This is a genomic window from Mesorhizobium sp. LNHC209A00, assembly GCF_000502915.1.
Lineage (GTDB): Bacteria > Pseudomonadota > Alphaproteobacteria > Rhizobiales > Rhizobiaceae > Mesorhizobium.
In genome coordinates this window covers 148,223-170,688 of sequence record NZ_AYWT01000008.1, presented here as the reverse complement: position 1 = coordinate 170,688, position 22,466 = coordinate 148,223, and the positions used below count along the sequence as shown (strand labels likewise).

The 22,466-nt window shown below is 62.8% G+C and carries 24 protein-coding genes; 17 read left to right on the top strand and 7 right to left on the bottom strand.

Annotation, left to right across the window (positions count from 1 at the left end):
• Positions 1-39: 39 nt before the first annotated feature.
• The gene (locus X739_RS1000000170010) at positions 40-525 is read right to left on the bottom strand and encodes a hypothetical protein (RefSeq protein WP_023773851.1); all 486 of its coding nucleotides are present in this window, start codon (positions 523-525) and stop codon (positions 40-42) included.
• Positions 526-702: 177 nt separating this feature from the next.
• Between X739_RS1000000170010 and X739_RS145755 the strand changes: the two genes are divergently transcribed.
• From X739_RS145755 to X739_RS145775, 5 genes are all read left to right on the top strand, one after another.
• Positions 703-1,764 carry a glycosyltransferase family 4 protein gene (locus tag X739_RS145755; protein WP_023795210.1) on the top strand — a complete coding sequence of 354 codons (1,062 nt, stop codon included), beginning with the start codon at positions 703-705 and terminating at the stop codon, positions 1,762-1,764.
• Positions 1,765-1,809: 45 nt separating this feature from the next.
• Positions 1,810-3,972 carry an amylo-alpha-1,6-glucosidase gene (locus X739_RS145760; RefSeq protein ID WP_023795209.1) on the top strand — a complete coding sequence of 721 codons (2,163 nt, stop codon included), beginning with the start codon at positions 1,810-1,812 and terminating at the stop codon, positions 3,970-3,972.
• A 106-nt stretch (positions 3,973-4,078) separates the two neighbouring features.
• On the top strand, positions 4,079-5,854 hold the full coding sequence (locus X739_RS145765) for a trehalose-6-phosphate synthase (RefSeq protein ID WP_023773848.1): 1,776 nt from the start codon (positions 4,079-4,081) through the stop codon (positions 5,852-5,854).
• A complete protein-coding gene (gene otsB, locus X739_RS145770) occupies positions 5,854-6,654 on the top strand; it encodes a trehalose-phosphatase (protein WP_023773847.1) in 801 nt (266 codons plus the stop codon). The genes X739_RS145765 and otsB overlap by 1 nt, the downstream gene beginning before the upstream one ends.
• A complete protein-coding gene (locus X739_RS145775) occupies positions 6,654-6,866 on the top strand; it encodes a hypothetical protein (protein ID WP_023773846.1) in 213 nt (70 codons plus the stop codon). Before otsB ends, X739_RS145775 begins: the two co-directional genes overlap by 1 nt.
• Before the next feature lie 6 nt (positions 6,867-6,872).
• Here the strand turns inward: X739_RS145775 and dprA are convergent, their stop codons facing one another.
• The 4 genes from dprA to X739_RS145795 are packed head-to-tail and all read right to left on the bottom strand — an operon-like array spanning position 6,873 to position 10,892.
• Complete coding sequence (gene dprA / locus X739_RS145780; RefSeq protein WP_023773845.1) at positions 6,873-8,006, bottom strand: DNA-processing protein DprA; 1,134 nt, start codon at positions 8,004-8,006, stop codon at positions 6,873-6,875.
• The gene (plsY, locus tag X739_RS145785) at positions 8,003-8,590 is read right to left on the bottom strand and encodes a glycerol-3-phosphate 1-O-acyltransferase PlsY (protein ID WP_023795208.1); all 588 of its coding nucleotides are present in this window, start codon (positions 8,588-8,590) and stop codon (positions 8,003-8,005) included. The genes dprA and plsY overlap by 4 nt, the downstream gene beginning before the upstream one ends.
• Positions 8,591-8,643: 53 nt before the next feature.
• On the bottom strand, positions 8,644-9,930 hold the full coding sequence (locus X739_RS145790) for a dihydroorotase (protein ID WP_023773843.1): 1,287 nt from the start codon (positions 9,928-9,930) through the stop codon (positions 8,644-8,646).
• Entirely contained in the window at positions 9,927-10,892 is a 966-nt protein-coding gene (locus X739_RS145795) for an aspartate carbamoyltransferase catalytic subunit (RefSeq protein ID WP_023773842.1), read from the bottom strand. The genes X739_RS145790 and X739_RS145795 overlap by 4 nt, the downstream gene beginning before the upstream one ends.
• 216 nt (positions 10,893-11,108) lie before the next feature.
• Between X739_RS145795 and X739_RS145800 the strand changes: the two genes are divergently transcribed.
• The 3 genes from X739_RS145800 to X739_RS1000000168250 all read left to right on the top strand — a co-directional run bounded on the left by X739_RS145800 (position 11,109) and on the right by X739_RS1000000168250 (position 13,765).
• On the top strand, positions 11,109-12,737 hold the full coding sequence (locus X739_RS145800) for a DNA alkylation response protein (RefSeq protein WP_023773841.1): 1,629 nt from the start codon (positions 11,109-11,111) through the stop codon (positions 12,735-12,737).
• Between the two features lie 138 nt (positions 12,738-12,875).
• Complete coding sequence (locus X739_RS145805; protein ID WP_023795207.1) at positions 12,876-13,424, top strand: hypothetical protein; 549 nt, start codon at positions 12,876-12,878, stop codon at positions 13,422-13,424.
• The gene (locus tag X739_RS1000000168250) at positions 13,424-13,765 is read left to right on the top strand and encodes a DUF6105 family protein (protein WP_084056376.1); all 342 of its coding nucleotides are present in this window, start codon (positions 13,424-13,426) and stop codon (positions 13,763-13,765) included. The genes X739_RS145805 and X739_RS1000000168250 overlap by 1 nt, the downstream gene beginning before the upstream one ends.
• Here the strand turns inward: X739_RS1000000168250 and ruvX are convergent.
• The gene (ruvX, locus tag X739_RS145810) at positions 13,683-14,189 is read right to left on the bottom strand and encodes a Holliday junction resolvase RuvX (protein ID WP_023773839.1); all 507 of its coding nucleotides are present in this window, start codon (positions 14,187-14,189) and stop codon (positions 13,683-13,685) included. The two genes, X739_RS1000000168250 and ruvX, sit on opposite strands and share 83 nt — an antisense overlap.
• 124 nt (positions 14,190-14,313) lie before the next feature.
• Between ruvX and X739_RS145815 the strand changes: the two genes are divergently transcribed.
• From X739_RS145815 to X739_RS145840, 6 genes are all read left to right on the top strand, one after another.
• Complete coding sequence (locus X739_RS145815; protein ID WP_023795206.1) at positions 14,314-15,021, top strand: metal-dependent hydrolase; 708 nt, start codon at positions 14,314-14,316, stop codon at positions 15,019-15,021.
• Positions 15,022-15,045: 24 nt separating this feature from the next.
• Entirely contained in the window at positions 15,046-15,462 is a 417-nt protein-coding gene (locus tag X739_RS145820; RefSeq protein ID WP_023795205.1) for a hypothetical protein, read from the top strand.
• Between the two features lie 87 nt (positions 15,463-15,549).
• A complete protein-coding gene (gatC, locus tag X739_RS145825; RefSeq protein WP_015317757.1) occupies positions 15,550-15,837 on the top strand; it encodes an Asp-tRNA(Asn)/Glu-tRNA(Gln) amidotransferase subunit GatC in 288 nt (95 codons plus the stop codon).
• A gap of 7 nt (positions 15,838-15,844) precedes the next feature.
• On the top strand, positions 15,845-16,300 hold the full coding sequence (locus X739_RS145830) for a GNAT family N-acetyltransferase (protein WP_023773836.1): 456 nt from the start codon (positions 15,845-15,847) through the stop codon (positions 16,298-16,300).
• Complete coding sequence (locus X739_RS145835) at positions 16,300-17,865, top strand: amidase family protein (protein ID WP_023773835.1); 1,566 nt, start codon at positions 16,300-16,302, stop codon at positions 17,863-17,865. The genes X739_RS145830 and X739_RS145835 overlap by 1 nt, the downstream gene beginning before the upstream one ends.
• 79 nt (positions 17,866-17,944) lie before the next feature.
• Positions 17,945-18,742, top strand: coding sequence for a YdcF family protein (locus tag X739_RS145840; protein WP_023773834.1), 798 nt, complete (start codon positions 17,945-17,947; stop codon positions 18,740-18,742).
• Here X739_RS145840 and X739_RS145845 read toward each other — a convergent pair.
• The gene (locus X739_RS145845; RefSeq protein ID WP_015317761.1) at positions 18,715-19,431 is read right to left on the bottom strand and encodes a DUF599 domain-containing protein; all 717 of its coding nucleotides are present in this window, start codon (positions 19,429-19,431) and stop codon (positions 18,715-18,717) included. The genes X739_RS145840 and X739_RS145845 overlap by 28 nt on opposite strands.
• Before the next feature lie 175 nt (positions 19,432-19,606).
• On the opposite strand from X739_RS145845, the gene X739_RS145850 reads away from it, so the two are divergent.
• The 3 genes from X739_RS145850 to X739_RS145860 all read left to right on the top strand — a co-directional run bounded on the left by X739_RS145850 (position 19,607) and on the right by X739_RS145860 (position 22,461).
• Positions 19,607-21,010 (top strand): L-serine ammonia-lyase, encoded by a 1,404-nt coding sequence (locus X739_RS145850; protein ID WP_023773833.1) that lies wholly within the window; start codon positions 19,607-19,609, stop codon positions 21,008-21,010.
• 75 nt (positions 21,011-21,085) lie between these two features.
• Positions 21,086-21,523 carry a DUF1489 family protein gene (locus tag X739_RS145855; protein WP_023773832.1) on the top strand — a complete coding sequence of 146 codons (438 nt, stop codon included), beginning with the start codon at positions 21,086-21,088 and terminating at the stop codon, positions 21,521-21,523.
• A gap of 236 nt (positions 21,524-21,759) precedes the next feature.
• Entirely contained in the window at positions 21,760-22,461 is a 702-nt protein-coding gene (locus X739_RS145860) for a DnaJ domain-containing protein (RefSeq protein WP_023773831.1), read from the top strand.
• The last annotated feature ends 5 nt before the right edge of the window (positions 22,462-22,466 follow it).

Here is a 22,466-nt window from a genome sequence, read left to right as displayed (position 1 = left end):
GCCAGCGCTTTGATTTGCCTGTGCGGGTGCAACGACTGCTCAGACGCCCCGTGACAGGTGCACGTCCAAAACGGCGGCTTTCTTAGCAACCAAACCTTCCAGATCCGCGTCGGATCGCTTGGTTCCGGTCCGTTCGCGCAGCAACGAGATCACCGCGCTCATCGAAAGCTGGGCCGTGCGATCGCTCAGGATAGCGTCCACCGCGCCGGCAACATCCGGGGTCTCCTTCGGTGCTCGCATAATCGGTTCCTTTCTGTTCAGGTCGGCCTCGGCGCCGTTGGCCGGTCCCCGCACGCCACGGTCGAAGATAACGGCCAAGCCGTTTTTCACGGCGAGGGCGGCGACCATGTCGTCGAGGTCGTGATCGGAAAACGCTGGCTCCGAAGGATCGGGCCTCAGGGTTCTGCGGATCACTCGGGCAGCCTGGTCCGTCGACACAAAGCCAAAATGCCGTTTTCTGGCCTCGACATATTGCTCGATGATCATGCTCAGACGCCGGGCTGCGATATTCCTGGGTTCCTGCATCTGGGCCTCCTTCGACTGCCGCAAGCGCAAGGTCGACAGCACCAAAAGGAAATAGGGCGGCGGATCTACTCAAACAGGGGACGGATCGATCATTCGACGCATCTTGCGCTGATATAGGAACGATACGGGCCCTGATGCATTTTGCCTCTATGACCAGCTCATTGAGGGACGCCGGACATGAAGATTGCCCATGTCGCACCACTCTACGAATCGGTGCCGCCACGACTTTACGGGGGTACCGAGCGTATCATCTCATATCTTACCGAAGCTCTCGTCGATCTCGGCCACGAGGTGACGTTGTTTGCCAGCGGCGACACGAAGAGCTCCGCCAAACTGGTGCCATGCCGCGAAAGGGCGCTTCGTCTCGATCCGCGTCCGCTGAAGTCGGAGATTGCTGCGCATTTGTCGATGCTCGACGAAGTGCGCAAACGGGCCGACGACTTCGACGTCGTGCATTTCCATCTGAGCCATTTCCTGCATTTCCCGTTTTTCCGTGATATGCCGCAGCGCACGGTGACGACGCCGCATGGCAGGCTGGATTACGCGGACCTCGCGCAGGCCTATGACCGGTTCCCGCGGTTCCCGATGATTTCCATATCCCGCAGCCAGCGGGCGCGGTTCGCATCCGCGAACTGGCTGGCGACGATCCATCACGGGCTGCCGCTTGACCTTTATGAGGCCGATTTCGAGGCCGGTTCGGACGGTACCTACCTTGCTTTTCTCGGCAGAATGTCACGCGACAAGCGGCCGGACCGGGCAATCGAGATTGCCCGCCGAACCGGCCTGAAACTGAAGCTCGCCGCCAAAGTCGGCGATGGCGACCGCGCTTATTTCGAGGAAGTCGTGCAGCCGCTGATCGATGGCGACCGGGTCGAGTATGTCGGCGAGATTGGCGAGGACCAGAAGGCCCGGTTTCTGGGCAATGCGGCCGCCTTGCTGTTTCCCATCGACTGGCCAGAACCCTTCGGGCTTGCGGTGATCGAGGCCATGGCGTGCGGAACCCCGGTCATGGCTTGGAGTTGCGGCGCCATGCCCGAGATCATCGATCATGGGGTCACCGGCTTTGTCGTCGAAACCATCGAAGATGCCGTCGCCTCGATGCCGGTTCTCCTGCAACTCGACAGGCGACGAATAAGAACGGCCTTCGAAAGGCGGTTTTCGGCCAACAGAATGGCCAGGGATTACGTCGAGGCTTATTCGCGGCTGACCAGCGGCCACGAAGAGAGCAGGGCCTCGTAGATCTTCAACCCGTTCGGAAACCAGCACGGGACAATCTTCTTGACCATTACCCAACTCGACGAGCGCAAGCTCGATCCTGCGATAGCACTGGCTTCCCTGGACGAAACCGCGCCCAGGGAGCCGCATCGGCTTTACGCGCTCAAGCATGGCGATTGCTTTGCCGTCGCCGACGCCTACGGCGACATACGCGGCGCCGGCGACGGCTTCTTCCGCGACGACACGCGCGTGCTCTCCGAATTTCGCCTGACGGTTGGCGGACGATCGCTGTCGCTGCTTGGCGCATCGCTCAGCCAGGACAACGTCCTGTTCACCAGCAACCTGACCAATCTGCCGATCGAGAGCGCCGCGGGCCGCCAGATCCCGCAGGGCGCGATCCATATCGAGCGGGTCAGGCTTCTGTGGCAGGAGAGGCTATATGAACGCATCACGCTCTCGAATTATAGCCGGGAGCATTCGACGGTCTTGGTATCACTGCGCTTTGGTGTCGATTTTCGCGACATGTTCGAAGTCCGGGGCTCGACCCGCTCCAGGCGTGGCACCGCGCACACGGCCGAGATGGATCAGAGTTCGGTCGTGCACCGCTACGAAGGGCTGGACAAGGTCGTGCGGACATCGGCCATTTCGTTTTCACAGCCGCCGGATCAACTGACCTCCGAGCGGGCGGATTTCTTCATTGCTGTCACCAAGCGCAGCCGCCAGACGCTGTACGTAGAGGTGGGAAGCAAGACAGCGGCCCGCCCGCAAACTGATCGGTTCCGGTCCGCCGCGGCGCGCGCCCGTTTCGGCATGCGCGCCAAGCGCCGGCATGGGGCAACGCTGCACAGTTCAGGCCGCGTCTTTAATGATTGGATGGAACGGGCGCGTGCCGATGTGGCGTTGCTCACCACGGAACTGGCTACCGGGCCTTACCCCTATGCCGGGATCCCGTGGTTCTCCACCGCCTTCGGCCGCGACGGCGTGATTTCAGCTCTGCAGATGCTTTGGCTCAATCCTGGCCTGGCTCGCGGCGTGCTTGCCTTTCTCGCCCAGCACCAGGCGACCGAGACCTCTTCCTTCAGCGATTCCGAGCCCGGCAAGATCATGCACGAGACCCGCAAGGGCGAGATGGCGGCGCTGAGCGAGTTGCCGTTCGGCCGCTACTATGGCGGCGTCGATACGACGCCGCTCTACATCCATCTCGCCTGCGCCTATGCGGACCGCACGGGAGACACGGCTTTCATCGATGGGCTTTGGCCATCGCTGTGCGCCGCCGCCGAGTGGATCGAGACAGCGAGCCGTTCGACAGGGTTTCTTACCTATCAGCGCGCCGCGGAATCCGGCCTTGCCAACCAGGGATGGAAGGACAGCTTCGATTCCGTCTTCCATGCCGACGGCCGCATTCCGAAAGGGCCGATCGCGCTGGTCGAGGTGCAGGGTTACGTCTTTGCGGCATTCCGGGGATTGGCAAAGCTGGCGCGGCTGCGCGGCGAAGAGGAGCGGGCGGAGAATTGGGAGCTGCGCGCCGATGCCATTCGCCAACAAGTCGAACGCCATTTCTGGATCGAAGAGCTTGGCTACTATGCGCTGGCGATCGATGGCGATGGCCAACCCTGCAAGGTGCGCACGTCAAATGCGGGTCACCTGCTCTATGTCGGCCTTCCCAATCCGGATCGCGCCCGCATGGTCGCCGACCAGCTGCTGTCGGCTTCGTTCCATTCGGGCTGGGGGCTGAGAACGTTGGCGGACGACGCGATCTTCTTCAATCCGATGTCCTATCATAACGGCTCGATCTGGCCGCACGACACCGCGATCTGCGCTGCTGGGCTAGCACGATACGGCATCCGCGACAGCGTGGTGCGGTTGATGAGCGGGACCTTCGAATCCGCGGTTCATTTCAACATGCGGCTACCCGAACTGTTCTGCGGGTTCACGCGCTCGGCCGGCGAAGCGCCGATTGCCTATCCGGTGGCTTGCCTGCCGCAGGCCTGGTCCGCGGGCTCCGCCTTCATGCTCATGCAGGCCTGTCTCGGCCTACAGATCGACGGTTGGACGAACGAAATTCACGTGACCCGGCCGCACTTGCCGATCGGCATCGACAATCTTGTCATTCGCCATCTCTCGGTTGGACATGTGGCTGTGGACCTGACGTTTCAGCGCGTGGGGGATCGTGTCGGCGCCTTCCTCGCGGATGCGCATGAAGGGTTGGTGCCACTGGTGGTCAAGAGTTGAAAAATCGGAACCATCATGTGTGCTGAACGTTGGATCACCACGCCAAGGATGCTGGAGTTCCTGTCGGTGGACCTTCCGTATCGCATTGAAAGGTAATCAGTTCGAAATGCCCGACAACAGTTCGTACCTGGTCGTCCCCTCGGCCGCACTGTGGCTCCTCATTCTCGTAATTGTCGGTATCTTAAGCCTCACGCTCGCGGTGGTGCTGTCACGGGCGCGCCGGGCCGGAAACGGCAAGCTCGCCCGTCTGGAAGCAGGATCCGTTCGCAGTCCATTGCCGGAGTTCGAAAAGAACGGGCAATCCGCAGCCGCCGCGCTCGTCCAATGGTCGCCGGAAACGTTGCGTCACATTCTGGCGAAGGAACTTCCCGATGCGCAGGTGATCGTGGTGTCAAATCGCGAACCCTACATCCATAACCGCGACGGCGACGACATCCAGCTGGTCGTGCCCGCCAGCGGGCTGGTCTCCGCCCTGGAGCCGATCACGCGCGCCTGTGCGGGCACATGGATCGCCTATGGCGGCGGTTCGGCCGATACGCTGGTGGTCGATGAAAACGACCGCATTGCAGTGCCGCCGGAAAACCCTTCCTATACGTTGCGCCGTGTCTGGCTGAGCGAGGAAGAACAGCAAGGCTATTATCTCGGCTTTGCCAATGAGGGGCTTTGGCCGCTGTGCCACATAGCCTTCACCCGACCGATATTCCGTGCCTCCGACTGGGAGGCCTACGAGGCGGTCAACCGCAAATTCGCCGACACCGTCGTCGCGGAGGCACGCAATGAGCGGCCCATCGTGCTGGTCCAGGACTACCATTTCGCGCTGTTGCCGCGGATGATCCGGGAGCGACTGCCGGAAGCGATCATCATTACCTTCTGGCACATCCCTTGGCCGAATTCGGAGGTGTTCAGCATCTGCCCATGGCGCGAGAAGATCCTCGAAGGATTGCTGGGCAGTTCGATCGTCGGCTTCCACACCCAGTTCCATTGCAACAACTTCATCGATAGCGTCGACCGCTTCCTGGAGAGCAGGATCGAGCGCGAGGATTCCGCCATCTCCTACGGCGGCCAGATCAGCCTGGTTCACGCGTATCCGATTTCAATCGAATGGGAGCCGGCGCGACAGGCCCAACTGCCCGACGTGGCGGAATGCCGGCGGCATGTTCGTGAAAAATTCGGGCTGGCGGACGATGTCAGGCTGTGTGTCGGGGTCGAACGTCTCGACTACACCAAGGGTATCCTCGATCGCTTTACCGCACTCGACGAACTGCTGAGGCTCCATCCGGAATGGATTGGCAAGGTCGCCTTCCTGCAGATCGCGGCCCCCAGCCGCGGCACCTTACCCGCATACCAACAGTTGCACGACGAGTGTCTGCGTCAAGCCGAGGATCTCAACCGGCGCTATGGCCGCGACGGCTACACTCCCGTCCTGATGGTCACGGAACATCATTCGCAGGAACAGGTCTACGAAATCTACCGGGCCGCCGACGTTTGCATGGTCACGAGCCTGCATGACGGCATGAACCTGGTGGCCAAGGAATTCGTCGCGGCGCGCGATGACGAACAAGGGGTCCTGCTGCTCAGCATGTTCGCCGGCGCCTCCAAGGAACTGCTGGAAGCGCTGATCGTCAATCCGTACGACGCCACAATGATGGGCGACGCCCTGCTGCAGGCTTTGACGATGTCGCCGGACGAGCAGCGGCAGCGCATGCAAAGGATGCGTGAGGTCGTTCGCGACAACAATGTCTACCGGTGGGCAGGCAGCATGCTTCTCGATGCCGCGCGCCTGCGCAAACGCGTTGCGGTCGATCGCGCCGTCGGCGCAGCCCCGACGTCGTCCGGCAACGTGATCTCGCTACTCGATCGCAGACGGGTGGCGGCGCTGTGATGTCGCTTTTGCCAAAACTCCCCGTGCCTGAGCTCCCGACAGGGCCGTGGGCCTTGTTCCTGGACATTGACGGCACGCTTCTCGAACATGCCGCGCATCCCGATGCGGTGGTTGTCGGCGATGAATTGCGTACGCTGCTGGCGAGGCTTGAATTGCAATTGGATGGAGCTCTGGCGTTCATCACGGGACGATCGATCGCCGCGGTCGATCATCTTTTCCAGCCGCTCAGATTGCGCGCCGCCGGGCTGTATGGGCTTGAGCACAGGCTCACCCGTGATGGCCCGGTCGAGGCGGCGGGAGAGCCGGCCGACATTGCGGCACTCGCCGAGGAAATCGAAGCGGAGCTGGGCAGTTCGGACGTCTATATCGAGCGCAAGGGACCGATCCTGGCAGTCCACACGCGCGCGGCACCGCAACTGTTGCAGCGCGCGACGCAACTGGTCGAACAGGCGTTGGGCAGGTTGCCTACGGGATATCGGGTGCTGGCCGGCAATGCCGGCGTTGAATTGATGCCGCTGGACGCAGCAAAGGGAGCGGCCATCAGGCGCTTTCTGGATCTGCCGGCGTTCGAGGGGCGGCGGCCGGTGTTTCTTGGCGACGACACATCCGACGAAAATGGTTTCGAGGCCGTCAATGAGATTGACGGCATGTCGATCCGCATCAAACCGCACGGACCGACAGCGGCGCGCCATGTGCTTGCCGACGTCGGTGAGGCCTTGGCTTGGCTGGGTGCGGTGTGCAAGCGGAATTTAGATGGATCGACCGGTCTGGTCGACCCCTTGCACCGAAGGAGTCCGTGATGACCCAATTCACCAGTCTCATCTTGGAGATCATGCCTGCTTGGCTACGCCGGCGGTCGCTCCCGAATACGCACGAGAGCCAGCAGAGTTTCGATCCGTCGCGCCCGCAGGACGCGGACGAGGTCTGGCGCCAGTTTGTTCAAAAGGATTTCTTAGGCGCCAACATGCAGGATCACGACGAGACCGGAGATAAAAAGACCGGCCGCCATTAAGGGCGGTTAGCCTTCCCCCAAAACAAGCGACACATTTCCACCCGCGTGACGCTCGAGGCGGCCGGCGAGGTCGAGTTCAAGCAGCACCATGAAGACCTGGGCAGGGTGCAGGCCGGTGTGGCGGATGATCTCGTCGACCGGCACCGGTGTCGGCCCCAGCGCCTCGATCACCTGGGTTCGGTCGCTCTCGCCTGGTGGCGGTGTGGCCGAAAAGTCGGGTGGGTCCTCAAACGGCGGCAGATCAGGCGCTCGCATGCCGGTCAGCGGAAGGATCGCCCTGGAAATATCCGAAGCTTCGGTGACCAGCGTGGCGCCGTCCTTGAGCAGACCGTTGGTACCGGCCGCGCGCGGATCGAGCGGGGAGCCGGGTACCGCAAAGACCAGCCGGCCCATCTCGCCGGCAAGCCTGGCGCTGATCAGCGAGCCTGAGCGCTGCGCTGCCTCGACCACCACCAGCCCAAGAGCCGCGCCCGCCACAAGGCGGTTGCGGCGCGGGAAGTCCTGGGCACGCGGCTGCCAGCCGAACGGCATTTCCGAGATGACGGCGCCACGCTCCGCAATGTCATCGCACAGACCGGCATTTTCGGGCGGGTAGGGCAGGTCGAGCCCACCTGCGAGCACGCCGACCGTACCGGTCAAGAGACTGCCCTGATGCGCCGCCGTGTCGATGCCACGTGCGAGGCCGGAGACGATGCCGTAGCCGTCTCGTCCGAGATCGGCTGCCAGCATGCGCGCCATCTTGATTCCGGCAAGCGATGCGTTGCGCGCGCCGACAATCGCAACACCCGGCAACCGGAAGACCGCGGCATTGCCCCTGACCGCCAGCAGCGGCGGCGGATTGTCCATGCTGCGCAACAGGGGCGGATAGTCTGCCTCGCCGATACCGACAAAGCGTGCTCCAACTCGCCGCGCGGCCTCCATCTCGGCCTCGGCCTCGGCAAGGGAAGGGATGCGCACGATCCGGTTGGCGCCGCCGGAAATCATCAGTTCCGGCAGCATTTCCAACGCGACTTCGGCCGAACCGAAACGGTTGATCAGGTCGCGAAAGGAGGCCGGGCCGACATTCTGGGTGCGGATTAGCCGCAGCCAACTCAGCCGCTGGCGATCGGTGAGACGCGGCCCGGCGGCCGGTTCGCTCATCCCTTGGCTCCGATCTTGCCTTCGGTTCCGGCAATCAGCCGCGAAATGTTTTCTCGGTGCTTGATGAAGACAATGATGCTCATCACCACGAACAGAATGGCTATCCGCGGCATGCTCAGGAAATAAAGCGCGATCGGCACCACCACGGCAGTTGCCAGCGCCGCCAGCGATGAGTAGCGGAAGAGGAAAGCCATCACCAACCATACGACAGCGAAGATCAATGCGACTTGCCAGGCAAGGCCGACCAGCACGCCGAGATAAGTGGCGACGCCCTTGCCACCCTTGAAGCCGAGCCATGCCGGGAACAGGTGACCCAGAAAGGCGCCGAGACCTGCCCAGATCGCGGGTTCAGGCGCGAAATGGCCCGCTATCAGCACGGCGGCCGTGCCTTTCAGCGCATCGAGCAGCAAAGTCGCGGCGGCAAGCCCCTTGTTGCCGGTGCGCAGCACATTGGTGGCGCCGATATTGCCTGAACCGATCTTGCGCACATCGCCAAGGCCGGCCGCGCGGGTAAGTAGCAGGCCGAATGGTATCGAGCCCAGCAGATAGCCGAATACCAGCGCTAGGATTGGGCTGTAAGTCATTGTTCCCCCCGCGTTCCCCCAACCATGCCTGATGTCGCATGGCTACCGCCGGCTCAGGCAGAAAATACTGTGCGGCCCGCCACCAGCGTTTGCAAGACCTTGCCTTGCAGCCGCGCGCCTTCGAAGCAGGTGTTTTTCGAGCGCGAGCGGATACCGCTTTCACTGACTATCCAGGGTTCATCGAGGTCGACAAGTGCAAGATCGGCGACGGCGCCTGGCTTCAGCGTGCCGCCGGCCAATCCAAACAGCCTCGCTGGCGCGGTGGACAAGGTTTCGATGAGCCTGAGCAGGGGCACGTCGCCATTGTGGTAGAGGCGCAGGGCGGCGCCCAGCAGGGTCTCGAGGCCAATGGCACCGGCCGCGGCGTCGGCGAAGGGCAGGCGCTTGGTATCGACATCCTGCGGATCGTGCGAGGAGACGATGACATCGACCGTTCCGTCCTTGACCGCGTCGATCATCGCCAGCCGGTCTTCCTCCGCCCGCAGCGGCGGCGTCAGGCGGAAGAAGGTGCGGTACTCGCCGACGTCGTTTTCATTTAGCGACAGATTGTGGATCGACACGCCCGATGTCACTGCAGCGCCGTCGGCCTTCGCACGCGCCACGGCGCTTGCCGCCATTGCCGTCGAGATCTTCGCGGCGTGGTACGAACCTTGCGTCAGGCGCGCTAGCGCGAGGTCACGCTCGAGCGGGATGGATTCGGCCTCTCGCGGAATGCCGGAGAGGCCGAGCCAACTGGCATACAGGCCTTCGTTCATGACGCCCGACGACCCAAGATCGGCATCCTGCGTTTCATGGACGATGGTGGCGCCGAAATCGCGCGCATAGGTTAGCGCGCGACGCATCACCAGCGCGCTCGATATGGTATGCCTGCCATCGGTGAAGGCGACCGCACCCGCCTCGCGCAGCAGGCCGAACTCCGTCATTTCGCGCCCGTGGAGGCCCTTGGTGATGGCGGCGGCGGGAAAAATATTGACGACGGCCGTGTCCTTGGCGGTGCGCAGCACGAATTCGACCAGCGCCACATTGTCGATCACCGGATCGGTGTCTGGCATCATCACGATGGACGTGACGCCGCCGGCCGCCGCGGCGACACTTGCCGAAGCGATGGTTTCGCGATGTTCGCCGCCGGGCTCGCCGATGAAGACCCGACCATCGATCAGGCCGGGGATGATCGCCTTGCCAGCGCAGTCGATCGCCGTAGCGCCGTCGGGGACGCCCTGGTTCAGCGCCGCCTTGCCCGCGGCAACGATTTTCCTGCCTTCGACTATGACGGAGCCGACTTCATCAAGGCCACGTGACGGGTCGACGATGCGGGCGCGTTCAAAGACCGCGATGCTCATGCGCCGCGGCCTTCTTGATTACGGCGGGGATCGAGCAGCGCTTCCATAACCGCCATGCGCACGGCGACGCCCATTTCCACCTGCTCCTGGATGACGCTTTGCGGGCCGTCGGCGATTTCGGACGCGATCTCGACGCCGCGGTTCATCGGGCCAGGATGCATGACAAGCGCGTCATCCTTGGCGGCCTTCAGTTTCTCGGCGTCCAGACCAAAATAACGGAAATATTCGCGCACCGACGGCACGAAGGCTCCTTCCATGCGCTCGCGCTGCAAGCGCAACATCATCACCACATCCGCGTCCTTCAGGCCTTCCGCCATCGAACGGCAGACGATCACGCCCATTCTGTCGATGCCCGAGGGCAACAGCGTCGAGGGCGCCACCACCCGTATTTGTGCGCCGAGTGCGTTGAGCAGCATGATGTTGGAGCGTGCCACACGCGAATGCAGGATGTCGCCGCAGATGGCCACGATCAGCTTCGACAGCGCACCCTTGGCGCGGCGGATGGTGAGCGCGTCGAGCAGCGCCTGTGTCGGGTGTTCATGGGCGCCGTCGCCGGCATTGACCACCGAGCAGCCGACCTTCTGCGCCAGGAGCGCCGCCGCGCCCGCCGACTGATGGCGGATGATCAATATGTCGGGCCGCATGGCGTTGAGTGTCATCGCGGTGTCGATGAGCGTCTCGCCCTTCTTTACCGAGGAACTCGCCACCGACATGTTCATGACATCGGCGCCAAGCCGCTTTCCGGCCAGTTCAAACGAGGATTGCGTGCGGGTCGACGCTTCGTAGAAGAGATTGATCTGGGTGCGGCCGCGCAGCGTCGAGGTCTTTTTCTCGGACTGGCGCGAGATCGCGACCGCCCGATCCGCCCTGTCGAGCAAAAGCTCGATGTCGGCGGGCGAAAGATCGCTGATGCCCAGAAGATGGCGGTGAGGGTAGAGTGGCAGGGACGAAGCGTCGGTCATCTCAAGGGGCTGCTATAGGGTGCGGATTTCGCGCCCGCAAGCACCCGCTTTGGATTGACGCCGTTCTCCTCGATTTTTTCGTGTAGATAGCCGATTGAATCGGCCGGTATTTTCATCGCGCGCGCAGCAACGCTTGGCTATACCTAAGCCGACGGCCCCGGATTCGAGGCCTTCCGACAAAGGGCCTTTCCAGAAAATTGGCTAGAAGGATTGGGCGTGACCGACGACGTAACGAATCAGCCGCCGCCGCTGACGGGCGGCAACGCCTGGCGAGGCGATCCGTTGCTGATCCAACTTGCCGAGCGCTTTTCCGATCCGGTGCGCAAGGATCTCGACGGGCTCGGCCGTTTCGTGCTGACGCAAGAAGCGCAGGAGCTGGCGCGCCTCGCCAATGTCGAGACGCCGAAACTCAGGACGCATGATCGTCAGGGACGGCGCATCGACCTGGTCGAATTCCATCCCGCCTATCACGCCTTGATGCGCCGCTCGGTGGCCAACGGGCTGCATTCCTCTGTCTGGGAAAATGGCGACGCCGAGATCGGCCGCCGCCATCAGGTACGGGCCGCCCGTTTTTACCTGACGGCGGAACTCGAAACCGGGCATCTCTGCCCTATCACCATGACCAGCGCCTCGCTGGCGGCATTGATGGCAAGCCCAAAACTGTTTCGCGAATGGGCACCGCGCGTGACGACGCGCAAATACGACCAGAGCCAGAAGCCGCCGGTCGAGAAGACCGGACTGACGCTCGGTATGGGCATGACCGAGAAACAGGGCGGCACCGATGTGCGTGCCAATGTGACCCGGGCGGAACGCGTCGGCAACGGCTTCTACCGCCTGACGGGACATAAATGGTTCATGTCGGCGCCGATGTCGGATGCCTTCCTGGTGCTGGCACAGGCTCCGGAGGGACTGTCTTGCTTCCTGGTGCCGCGCGTGCTCGGCGACGGGTCTGGCAATGGCTTTCGCTTCCAGCGGCTGAAGGACAAGCTCGGCAATCGCTCGAACGCGTCTTCCGAGGTTGAATTCGTCAACGCCATCGGGGAGATGATCGGCGAACCCGGCGCCGGCGTCAAAACGATCATGGACATGGTGACGCTGACCCGGCTCGACTGCGCGGTGGCGTCTTCGGCGATCATGCGGGCGGGGCTGGCCGAAGCGATCCATCATGCCCGCCATCGCCAGGTGTTCGGTTCGACCTTGATCGAGCAGCCGTTGATGCAGCGCGTGCTGGCCGACATGGCGCTCGATGTTGCCGCGGCGACCGCCCTGTCGTTCCGGCTGGCGCGTTCCTTCGACGAGGCGGCGAGCGATCGCGGCGAGGCGGCGTTCGCCCGCGCCATGACGCCGGTCGTCAAATACTGGGTCTGCAAGATCGCGCCGCCGCTGCTTTACGAGGCGATGGAGTGCATTGGCGGCAATGGCTATGTCGAGGAAGCTCCGCTCGCCCGTTATTACCGCGAAGCGCCTGTCAACGCGATCTGGGAAGGATCGGGCAATGTCATGGCGCTCGACGTGCTGCGCGTGCTTGGCCGCGCGCCGGGGCTTTTCGAAGAGGTATTGACCGGTATCGACCGCGACCTCGGCGCCGGCGGGCGCGGCACGATCGGCGTCCTGAAGGCGGCCATGCAGGTCGCTTCGACCGACGAGGGCTCGGCCCGGCTGCTGACGGAACAGCTTGCGCTCTCCGCGGCGGCCGCCGAGTTGCGTCGGCTCGGGGCAGGGCGGATCGCCGATGCTTTCGTCGAGACGCGGCTCGCGGGCCAGTGGCGCAATACCTACGGCATGCTCGATTCGCGCCACGACGCGCGCATGATCATCGATACGCTCTATCCGCCGGTGAATTGACGGAGACGCCATTCATGTTCGAGGGGCGTTGCCGGAATCCCCAGTGACCCCGTCGTCGCCGTTAACCTTAACAAATGGTTTCCGTTGCGGCGGCGAACCGCAAAGCCCACTGTCATTCCTGTCGAAGCAGGAGCCACGATGCGACACGTACTGACCTCCTTTCTGTCCGTGCACTGGGCGATCGTTTTTGCTCTGCTCGCGCTGATCTGTGTCGATGGAAATCGAGGTGTGACGGCGGCTCTCGGCGTGCTCGGCGTGACCGTCGAGAGCGCCCAGTTTGTCAATCTGGAGAACATCGTCGTGGTCGCTCCGCTGGCGATCGCGTTGCTGGTCGTGGCGGTGCTGTTCTTCTGGGCCTTTGTCGATACACTGATCAACGACGCGTCCAGCCCCGGCGCCGATAGCGTCGTTCGCATCGCCTTTATTTCCGCTTCCGGGGTGATGTCGATGATCCTGATCGGCGGTGCCGCCCAAGGCATCAACGGCCTCTTCATGGTGATCGCCGTGCAACTGGCCGCACTTCTGGTCTCCTATGTCGCGATGCTCGCCGAACGGCGTTCGGTAGCTGCGCTGGATGAGAAGGATTTCCACGCAACGGCGCACGGCATGGCGAAGGCCGCAGCGCATAATTCCCTGCTCTCCATGATATCGGGACGGACCGGCCCGAACGGGAAAGGGGGCCGCTGATGCGCTACATCTTCGCGTTGTGGGCCGCTCCGATGGCGCTGTTTTGGGGCTGGTTCTACCTGTCGCTCAACGACATGAATTTCGGCTATGTGATGCTCAGCCGGCAGCTGCACGATTTCGTGTTCCAGCTCTACGGTCAGATGCTCGGCATCGACCCCGCAACCATCCCGGGCATGGTGGCAAAAGCCTGCGTGTTCGATGGCTTGCTGCTCGTGGCGATATGGGTGTTTCGCAGACGTCGCGAGATATTGGGCTGGGTCAGGCGTCGCTGGACGGGTCCGGTTCCGTTCGATCGGCTGCATCGAGCGACTGAAGCCGGTCCAAGACTCCCTGCAGAATAAAGGCGGCCGCCGCCGAATCGATCTTGCCGGCGCGTTTGGCGCGCGAGAAATCCATCTCGATCAGCGTCCGTTCGGCCGCGACGGTCGACAGCCGCTCATCCCAGAACACGAAGGGCAGGTCGCTTAGCTGCGCCATGTTGCGCACGAAGGCGCGCGATTTCTGTGCGCGCGGACCTTCCGACCCATCCATGTTGATCGGCAATCCGATCGCCACCGCACCGACATTCTCCTTCTTCAGCAATGCCAAAAGGACGGCGGCGTCGAGCGAGAATTTCCGCCGGATGATGACCGGACGCGGATGAGCGAAGGAGAACCCCCGATCGGAAACCGCCACGCCGATCGTCTTGTCGCCGAGATCGAGCCCCGCCAAGGTCCTGCCGTTGGCGAGCCGTGCCGGCAATTGCTCAATCGTGATGACGGCCAACGGTTTCCCCTCGTGTTTTTCGACGGCACGCGTCCTTTCGGATACCCGGCGGACACTATACCCTTTGATCTCAAGGCTATCGGCGTTCTATCCTTTGGCTCGGGAAAAATCGAGGAATGCATTCATGAAACTGACCTGGTATGGCCACTCGGCCTTCCGCATCGAAACCGGTGACGCGAAAATCCTCATCGATCCCTATCTGATCGGCAACCCCTCCTGGACGGGCGGGTGGGAAGGGCCGGCCGAAGGGATCACGCATGTTCTTTTGACGCACGGGCACAGTGACCACATCAGCGGTGCGCTGGAAGTGCTCGGCAAGAGCGGCGCGCAACTGGTCGCCAATTTCGAGATCTGCATGTACCTTGTCGGCAGGGGCGTCAGCGACAAGAAGATCAATCCCGGCAACATTGGCGGCACGGTCGATTGCGGCGGTTTCACTTCCACTTTCGTTCAGGCGCTGCATTCGTCCTCCTTTGGCGAAGAGGGCGGCAAGAACGTCTATCTCGGCAACCCGGGTGGGCTGGTTCTGCATTTCCCGGAAGACGAGACGCTCTACCACATGGGCGATACCGACATCTTTTCCGACATGGCGCTGATCAATGAATTGCACGAGCCAAAGATTGGCATCGTTCCGATCGGCGACCGCTTCACCATGGGCGGTGCGGTGGCGGCCCTTGCCTGCCGCCGCTTCTTCAAGTTTGAAACGGTGGTCCCTTGTCATTTCGGCACGTTTCCAATGATTGACCCGACGCCCGAGAAGTTCGAAGCCGGGCTGGAAGGATCTGGGGTCAAGCTTGCAGTGCCGAAGATTGGTGAAACGATTACCATCTAGAAACAGCCAAAGCGGAACAAATCCATGGCATTAGGGCGATCTCTTTGCGTATCGATGTTTGTCGCGGCGTCGCCCGCGCTTGCCGCGGATGATTTCATCGAAGGTGTCTATCTCCAGTCGGAGGAACTCTGTACCCAGGCCAAGAAGGATACGCTGCAGACGCTAATCGATGCCGGCAACATCGTTCTTTCGAAGAACGGCCTGCAAGGCGTCGAATACAATTGCGAATTCGTTCAGGTCAGCAAGGCGACACGCTCGCCGAGCTGGGCGGTGACGGCGATATGCCAGGAGCCGGGCTATGTCTTTCCTGACGTCCTGTCTGTGACGCAGATGAACCCGACGCAGGTCGATCTCGTGTCGGTCCGGCCGATTGACGATGAAAGCGAGGCGAGCGGCAACAGCGGCAGCTACTATCTGTGCGAGGGCATCGCCCTGCCATGAGGCTGTTGCCCGATTGTCGGGCGGCACATGTTGCGCGTCGCGCGCCGCGCCGCTATAGCCCGGACTGGTTTTCCCCGAGGCAAATACATGTCCGTTGATGTCAAGACAGTGAAGCGCGTCGCGCATCTCGCCCGCATCGCCGTGAGCGAGGAAGATGCCGAGCGTATGACCGGCGAGTTGAATGCCATACTGGGCTTCGTCGAGCAGTTGAACGAAGTCGATGTTTCCGGCGTCGAGCCAATGACGTCGGTGACGCCGATGGAAATGAAGAAGCGCGGCGATGTCGTGACCGACGGCAACAAGGCGGCCGACATCGTCGCCAACGCACCGGCGACCGACGAGAATTTCTTCCTCGTGCCGAAGGTCGTGGAGTAGGGCGCCGATGGCTATCAAGATTGCCATCGAAACTCCGCTGCAGGACGACGTGCGCGGCCTGGTCGCGGAACTCAACGCGACCTTGCTCGAATTGACGCCGCCGGAGCACTGCTACCACCTGACGGTCGAGCAGATGGCGGGCAAGGACACGACCGTTTTCATCGCTCGCGACAACGGCGTCGCCATTGGTTGTGGTGCACTCAAGCGGCATGACAATGCCATTGGCGAGGTCAAGCGCATGTACACGAGGCCTTCGCATCGTGGCCGCAAGATCGGCGCTGGAATCGTCGAACGGGTCGAGGCGCTGGCGCGCGATGAACGGTTGAAGCGGCTGGTGCTGGAGACCGGCGATCGCCATCCCGCCGCCTGGACCGTCTATGAACGTGCCGGGTTCTCGCGCTGCGGCCCGGTGCTGGATTATCCCGATTCCGAGTGGTCGGTGTTTTACGAAAAGAGCCTTTGATGAGCGACCTGACCCGACTGACGATTTCGCAGGCCCGCGCCAAGCTGCGCGCCAAGGAAATCACCGCGACCGAGATGACCGAAGCCTATCTCTTGGCGATCGATCGCGCCAATCCGGCGCTGAATGCCTATGTGGCGGTGACCGGCGACAAGGCGCGCGACATGGCCAAGGCGTCGGACGCCCGGCTGCTCAAGGGCGTGGGCGGTGCGCTGGAAGGCATTCCGCTGGGAATCAAGGACCTGTTCGGTACCGAGGGCGTCCATACCCAGGCCTGCAGCCACGTGCTCGACGGCTTCAAGCCGCGCTATGAATCAACGGTCACGTCCAATCTGTGGGCCGACGGCGCGGTCATGCTGGGCAAGCTCAACATGGACGAATTCGCCATGGGCTCGTCCAACGAGACCTCCTACTACGGCCCGGTCATCAACCCGTGGCGGCGTTCGCGCCTCGATACGGTGGTGATGCCGACGACGCATCAGGGTGATGGCGGCTTCGTCTCGGCAGGTGGCACGAAAACCCAGCGTAGCCTCGACAATGCGCAGCTGGTGCCAGGTGGTTCTTCCGGTGGTTCGGCGACCGCGGTGTCGGCCTTTCTGTGTGCGGGCGCAACCGCCACCGACACCGGCGGTTCGATCCGCCAGCCAGCCGCGTTTACCGGTACCGTCGGCATCAAGCCGACCTATGGCCGCTGCTCGCGCTGGGGCATCGTCGCCTTCGCCTCATCGCTCGATCAGGCCGGACCGATCGCCCGCGACGTGCGCGACGCCGCCATTCTTCTGAAATCCATGGCCTCGGTCGATCCCAAGGACACCACGTCCGTCGACCGGCCGGTGCCGGACTACGAGGCGGCGATCGGCAAGCCGATCAAGGGCATGAAAGTCGGCATTCCCAAGGAATACCGTGTCGACGGCATGCCGGAAGAGATCGAGGCGTTGTGGCAGAAGGGCATTTCCTGGCTCAAGGATGCCGGCGCCGAAATCGTCGACATCTCCCTGCCGCACACCAAATACGCGCTGCCGGCCTATTACATCGTGGCGCCCGCGGAAGCTTCTTCCAACCTCGCCCGCTATGACGGCGTCCGCTACGGCTTGCGCGTGCCGGGCAAGGACATCGTCGAGATGTATGAGAAGACCCGCGCCGCCGGCTTCGGCCGCGAGGTCAAGCGCCGCATCATGATCGGCACCTATGTGCTGTCGGCCGGCTACTATGACGCCTACTACCTGCAGGCTCAGAAGGTGCGCAATCTGATCAAGCGCGACTTCGAAAATGTCTTCGCCGCCGGGGTCGATGTCATCCTGACCCCGGCGACACCGTCGGCCGCCTTCGGCATTGCCGACGAGGACATGGCCGCCGATCCGGTCAAGATGTATCTCAACGACATTTTCACCGTCACCGTGAACATGGCCGGCCTGCCCGGTATCGCCGTGCCCGCCGGCCTCGACCCCAAGGGGCTGCCGCTCGGCCTGCAACTGATCGGCAGGCCGTTCGAGGAAGAGACGCTTTTCCAGACCGCCGCCGTCATCGAGCAGGCGGCCGGCACATTCCAGCCGGAGAAGTGGTGGTAAGGATATCGCTCGCCTGACGCATGATCCTTAAAATCACGATCGATTTTTGGACAGCCTTGCGGACTTTAATGAGTGAGCGATGTTCTATTATCTTTCCAAGATATTCTGGTTCGTCATCCAGCCGCTCAACCTGACGATCTTCCTGCTTTCGGCAGGGCTGCTCGCCGGGATCGTCGGCCGCCGGCGACTTGCCGTCAGCGGCGGCGTGCTGGCGTTTCTGATCCTTGCGCTGTCGGCCTGGACGTCACTTGGAGCGATGATGCTCAATCCGCTGGAGGAACGCTTTCCCAGGCCGCCGCTGCCGAAGAAGGTTGACGGCATCGTCGTGCTCGGCGGCGGCTTCGAGGGCGCTATCAACCTCGCGCGCCGGGGCTATGAATTGAACAGCAGCGGCGATCGCATGGTCGAGGCAGCGATCCTCGCCCGGCGTTTCCCGCAGGCAAAAGTGGTGGTCTCCGGTGGAAACGGCTCACTGTTCTTCGACGGCGAAGGTGATGCCGACACCGCGCCGCGCCTCCTCGAGGCGCTGGGTGTCCCGGCCGACCGGCTGCTCCTCGAAGATAAATCCCGCAACACATACGAGAACGCGGTCTTCAGCCGCGAACTGGCCAAGCCCAAACCGGGCGAGACATGGCTTTTGGTGACATCAGCCTTTCACATGCCGCGCGCCAAGGCCCTGTTCTACAAGGCAGGTTTTCCAACTGTCCAATGGCCGGTCGACTATCGCACCTCGGGTCGGGAAGGCGTCGGCTTGTTTCGCGACAATGCGGCCGATTCGCTGCAGAACACGACCATCGCGGTTCGCGAATGGATCGGGCTTTTCGCCTATTGGCTTTCCGGGCGCATCGATCAGCCGTTTCCGACGCCCGGCGGCTGACCGATCACAGCGCGCCGCGCCGCGGAGAAGAACTGGCGCCGTACCAGGACGGCCAGCAGCAGAAGCGTCGACAGCACGAACACCAGGGGATCGACGAACCAGCCGAGATAGCCGATCGAGAAGAACACACCGCGCAGGCCCGAGTTGAAATGCTTGCCGGCCAGCATGTTCATTTGCGTCGCGCGCCACACGGCCGTTTGCGTGAGGGGATTGCGCGAGGCTTCGCCATGCGGGATCGGCACGGCGCCGATCAGGATCGAACAGTAGTTGAACAGCCTGTAGGCCCAGCCGAATTTGAAGAAGGAAAAGGCCAGAATCAACACCAGTCCCAGCACTTTGATCTGAAAGGCCGAGCGCGACGGCGCGCCGCCCAAGGGCAGGGTGCTCAGCACCTCAAGCACCCGGTCCGACGCGCCAAGCAGGGCGAAGCAGCCGCCGAGCGCGATCAGCGAACTGGAGGCGAAAAAGGCGGTTCCCTGCTGCAGGCCGCTCATGATGGCGGTGTCGACGATGCGGATCTCGCGCTCGGCCATGGTGCGCATCCAGGCCTCGCGTTGCGCATTCATGGCGGTGGTCAGCGACACGCGGCTGACCAGGTGGCCGTCCGAGGCGAGCGTGTGCAGCACCCATGCGAGGAGGAAAAAGCCCAGCGCCGCGAGATCGGCCGTCGAAAGATAGGAATCGCCCATGGCGCCGAATCTACCATATTCGGCCCGGTTGCTTCGATGACCTTGGACGGCGTGTTGCACTCGATGTCGCTGCCGGAGCAAACAAGGTCGGCAGGTGCTGCGCCGCGACTGTCAAAAGAGCGGAAACATCGCTGGAATTCCTATATGTAATCCTCGACGTGACCCAGGAGACAGCGTGTTCCTTTCGGTTTTCGACCTGTTCAAGATCGGCATCGGCCCCTCGAGCTCGCACACGATGGGGCCGATGACGGCCGCGCGCCGCTTCCTCGAAGAGGTCGCGGGCGACGACTGGCCGCGTCCCGCCGGCGTCAACGTCTACCGCATCGGCGCCAGCCTGCATGGCTCGCTCGCCTATACCGGCATCGGCCATGGCAGCGACCGTGCCGTCATTCTAGGCCTTGCCGGCCAGACGCCACAAACGGTGGACCCCGACCGAGCCGACGACATTGTCAGCCGCATCACCGCCGACAAGCTGGTTTCACCGCCCGGTCACCCTCCCTACCATTTCGATCCGGCCACCGATCTGGTGCTGGACCGCAAGACGCCGCTCACCGGTCATGCCAACGGCATGGCGTTCCACGCTTACGACGCCGGCGGCCGGTTGCTGCTCAAGCGCATCTACTATTCGATCGGCGGCGGCTTCGTGGTTTCGGAAGAAGAGCTGCAACGGATGAAGTCGAAGGGCTCGGTCACAACCGAGGGCAAGAAAGTGCCGTATCCCTTCAAGAACGCGGTCGAGATGCTGAAGATGGCGGCCAAGAGCGGCCTTTCCATTGCCGAAATGAAGCGCGTCAACGAGGAGACGCAGATGTCGCGCGAGGAGCTCGACACCGGCCTCGACGCGATATGGGACGCCATGAAGGGCTGCATCGACCGCGGCCTGTCGCAGGACGGCATCATGCCGGGCGGCCTGAAGGTGCGCCGCCGCGCCAGGCAGCTCCATGACAAGCTGCAGGAGCAGTGGCAACAGAACCGGCCGAACCCGCTACTCGCCAATGACTGGCTGTCGATCTATGCGATGGCGGTCAACGAGGAGAATGCGGCCGGCGGGCGTGTCGTCACCGCGCCGACCAATGGTGCCGCCGGCACGCTGCCGGCGGTGCTGCGCTACTGGCTGCATTTCCATCCCGAGGCCGACCAGCCGAGCATTCGCGACTTCCTGCTGACGGCAGCGGCGGTCGGCGGCATCATCAAGTCCAATGCGTCGATATCGGGCGCCGAGGTCGGCTGCCAAGGCGAGGTCGGTTCCGCCTCGGCGATGGCTGCGGCCGGTCTGTGCGCGGTCATGGGCGGCACGCCCGAGCAGGTCGAGAATGCTGCCGAAATCGCGCTGGAACATCATCTGGGCATGACCTGCGATCCGGTGGGCGGGCTCGTGCAGGTGCCTTGCATCGAGCGCAACGCATTGGGTGCCGTCAAGGCAGTGACGGCCGCGTCACTGGCCATCAAAGGCGACGGCGTGCATTTCGTGCCGCTCGATGCGGCGATCGAGACGATGCGCCAAACCGGCCTCGACATGAACGAGAAGTACAAGGAAACCAGCCTTGGCGGCCTGGCCGTCAATGTCGTTGAATGTTGAGGCTGGCCCAAGCTGGCACTGTGGAGAAGTCAGTCAGGCCGTTGACGTGTCGGCGCTCCGGGCTAACCTTGGGCGATGGGTCTCAATCTCCTAAAGCTTTGCGTCGGTTGCGACAGTGTCGAGGATCTCGAAGAGTGGATCGCCTTCCGTCTTGACGAGCGCCGCCGTGCCGGCGAACCAGCCGAACACTGGCACACCACCCGCATGATGCCGACACGTGGCGACGAGGTGACCGACGGCGGTTCGCTCTACTGGGTGATCAAGGGCAGCGTGCAGTGCCGCCAGTTGATCACGGAAATCCGGCCGTTCACCGATGACGACGGCATCGGCCGCTGCCATTTGATGCTCGATCCCGAGGTGGTGCGCACTGACTGGCAGCCGCGCCGCGCCTTCCAGGGCTGGCGTTACCTGAAGCCGGCGGACGCCCCGGCCGACCTCGGCAAGGGCAAGGCGGGATTGGTCGAGATGCCGCCGAAACTCAGGCGCGAGCTGGCCGACCTCGGCCTGCTCTAGGGCTTGAGCGAAGGAATGCCTGCTGCCGCGCCCGCGTTTTCTGGCCCTCAATCTTGCTCCGCCCTGGACTTGCAAGCGACGCGACAACGCCACATCTTGAAATCCATGCGCGATGAGGAACTGTCGACACAGGCCGCTGCCGGCCCGGTTAAAGGCCATGATTCTGGCGCAGGAAAAGTGTTGAAGGACATCACGCGGCTGTCCGAGCGGACAGGATCCCTGCGGGGCGGTGCAAAATGTTAGGCGCAATTATCATTGTGGTCGCGTTGTTGCTGGCGCTGCTGGGGGTAGCGACCGCCTTTCTCCGCGCGGATCCGGCTCAACTCGCAAGCGGAATGAGAAAATTGGGACCGATCCTGCTGGCGCTGGTCGGCGGCACCGTGCTCCTGGTCGGGCGCCAAGGCATCGGCGGCATCATCCTGTTCGTGGCAATCGCCTGGTACGGCGCCATGCATACCGGCCGGCCAAGGGCCAGGCCGGTTGCTGCAAAACGCTCAACCGTGCGGACGGCGGCACTTGAGATGGAACTCGATCACAATACTGGCGGCCTAGAAGGGTTGGTTCTGGCCGGCCGCCACGATGGCAAGATGCTTGGCTCGATGACCCTTGCGCAATTGCAGCATCTCTACCGCGAACTCTCCGGCGATCCGGAGAGTTCGCAGTTGCTAGAGACGTATCTTGACGGCAGATTTCCCGTCTGGCGCAAATACGCTGAGACGAACGGTGGCGAAGGGCTGGGTATTGCGCCAAGTGCGGGCGCCATGACTAAGGAGGAGGCCTACAAGGTCCTTGGTCTTGAAGCGGGGGCCGCCGCGGCGGATGTCCGCAAGGCGCACCGCCGCCTGATGCAGCGCCTGCACCCCGATGTCGGCGGCACGTCTTTCCTGGCGGCGCGGATTAACGAAGCCAAGGACGTCTTGCTCTCCAATCACAACTAGTCTCC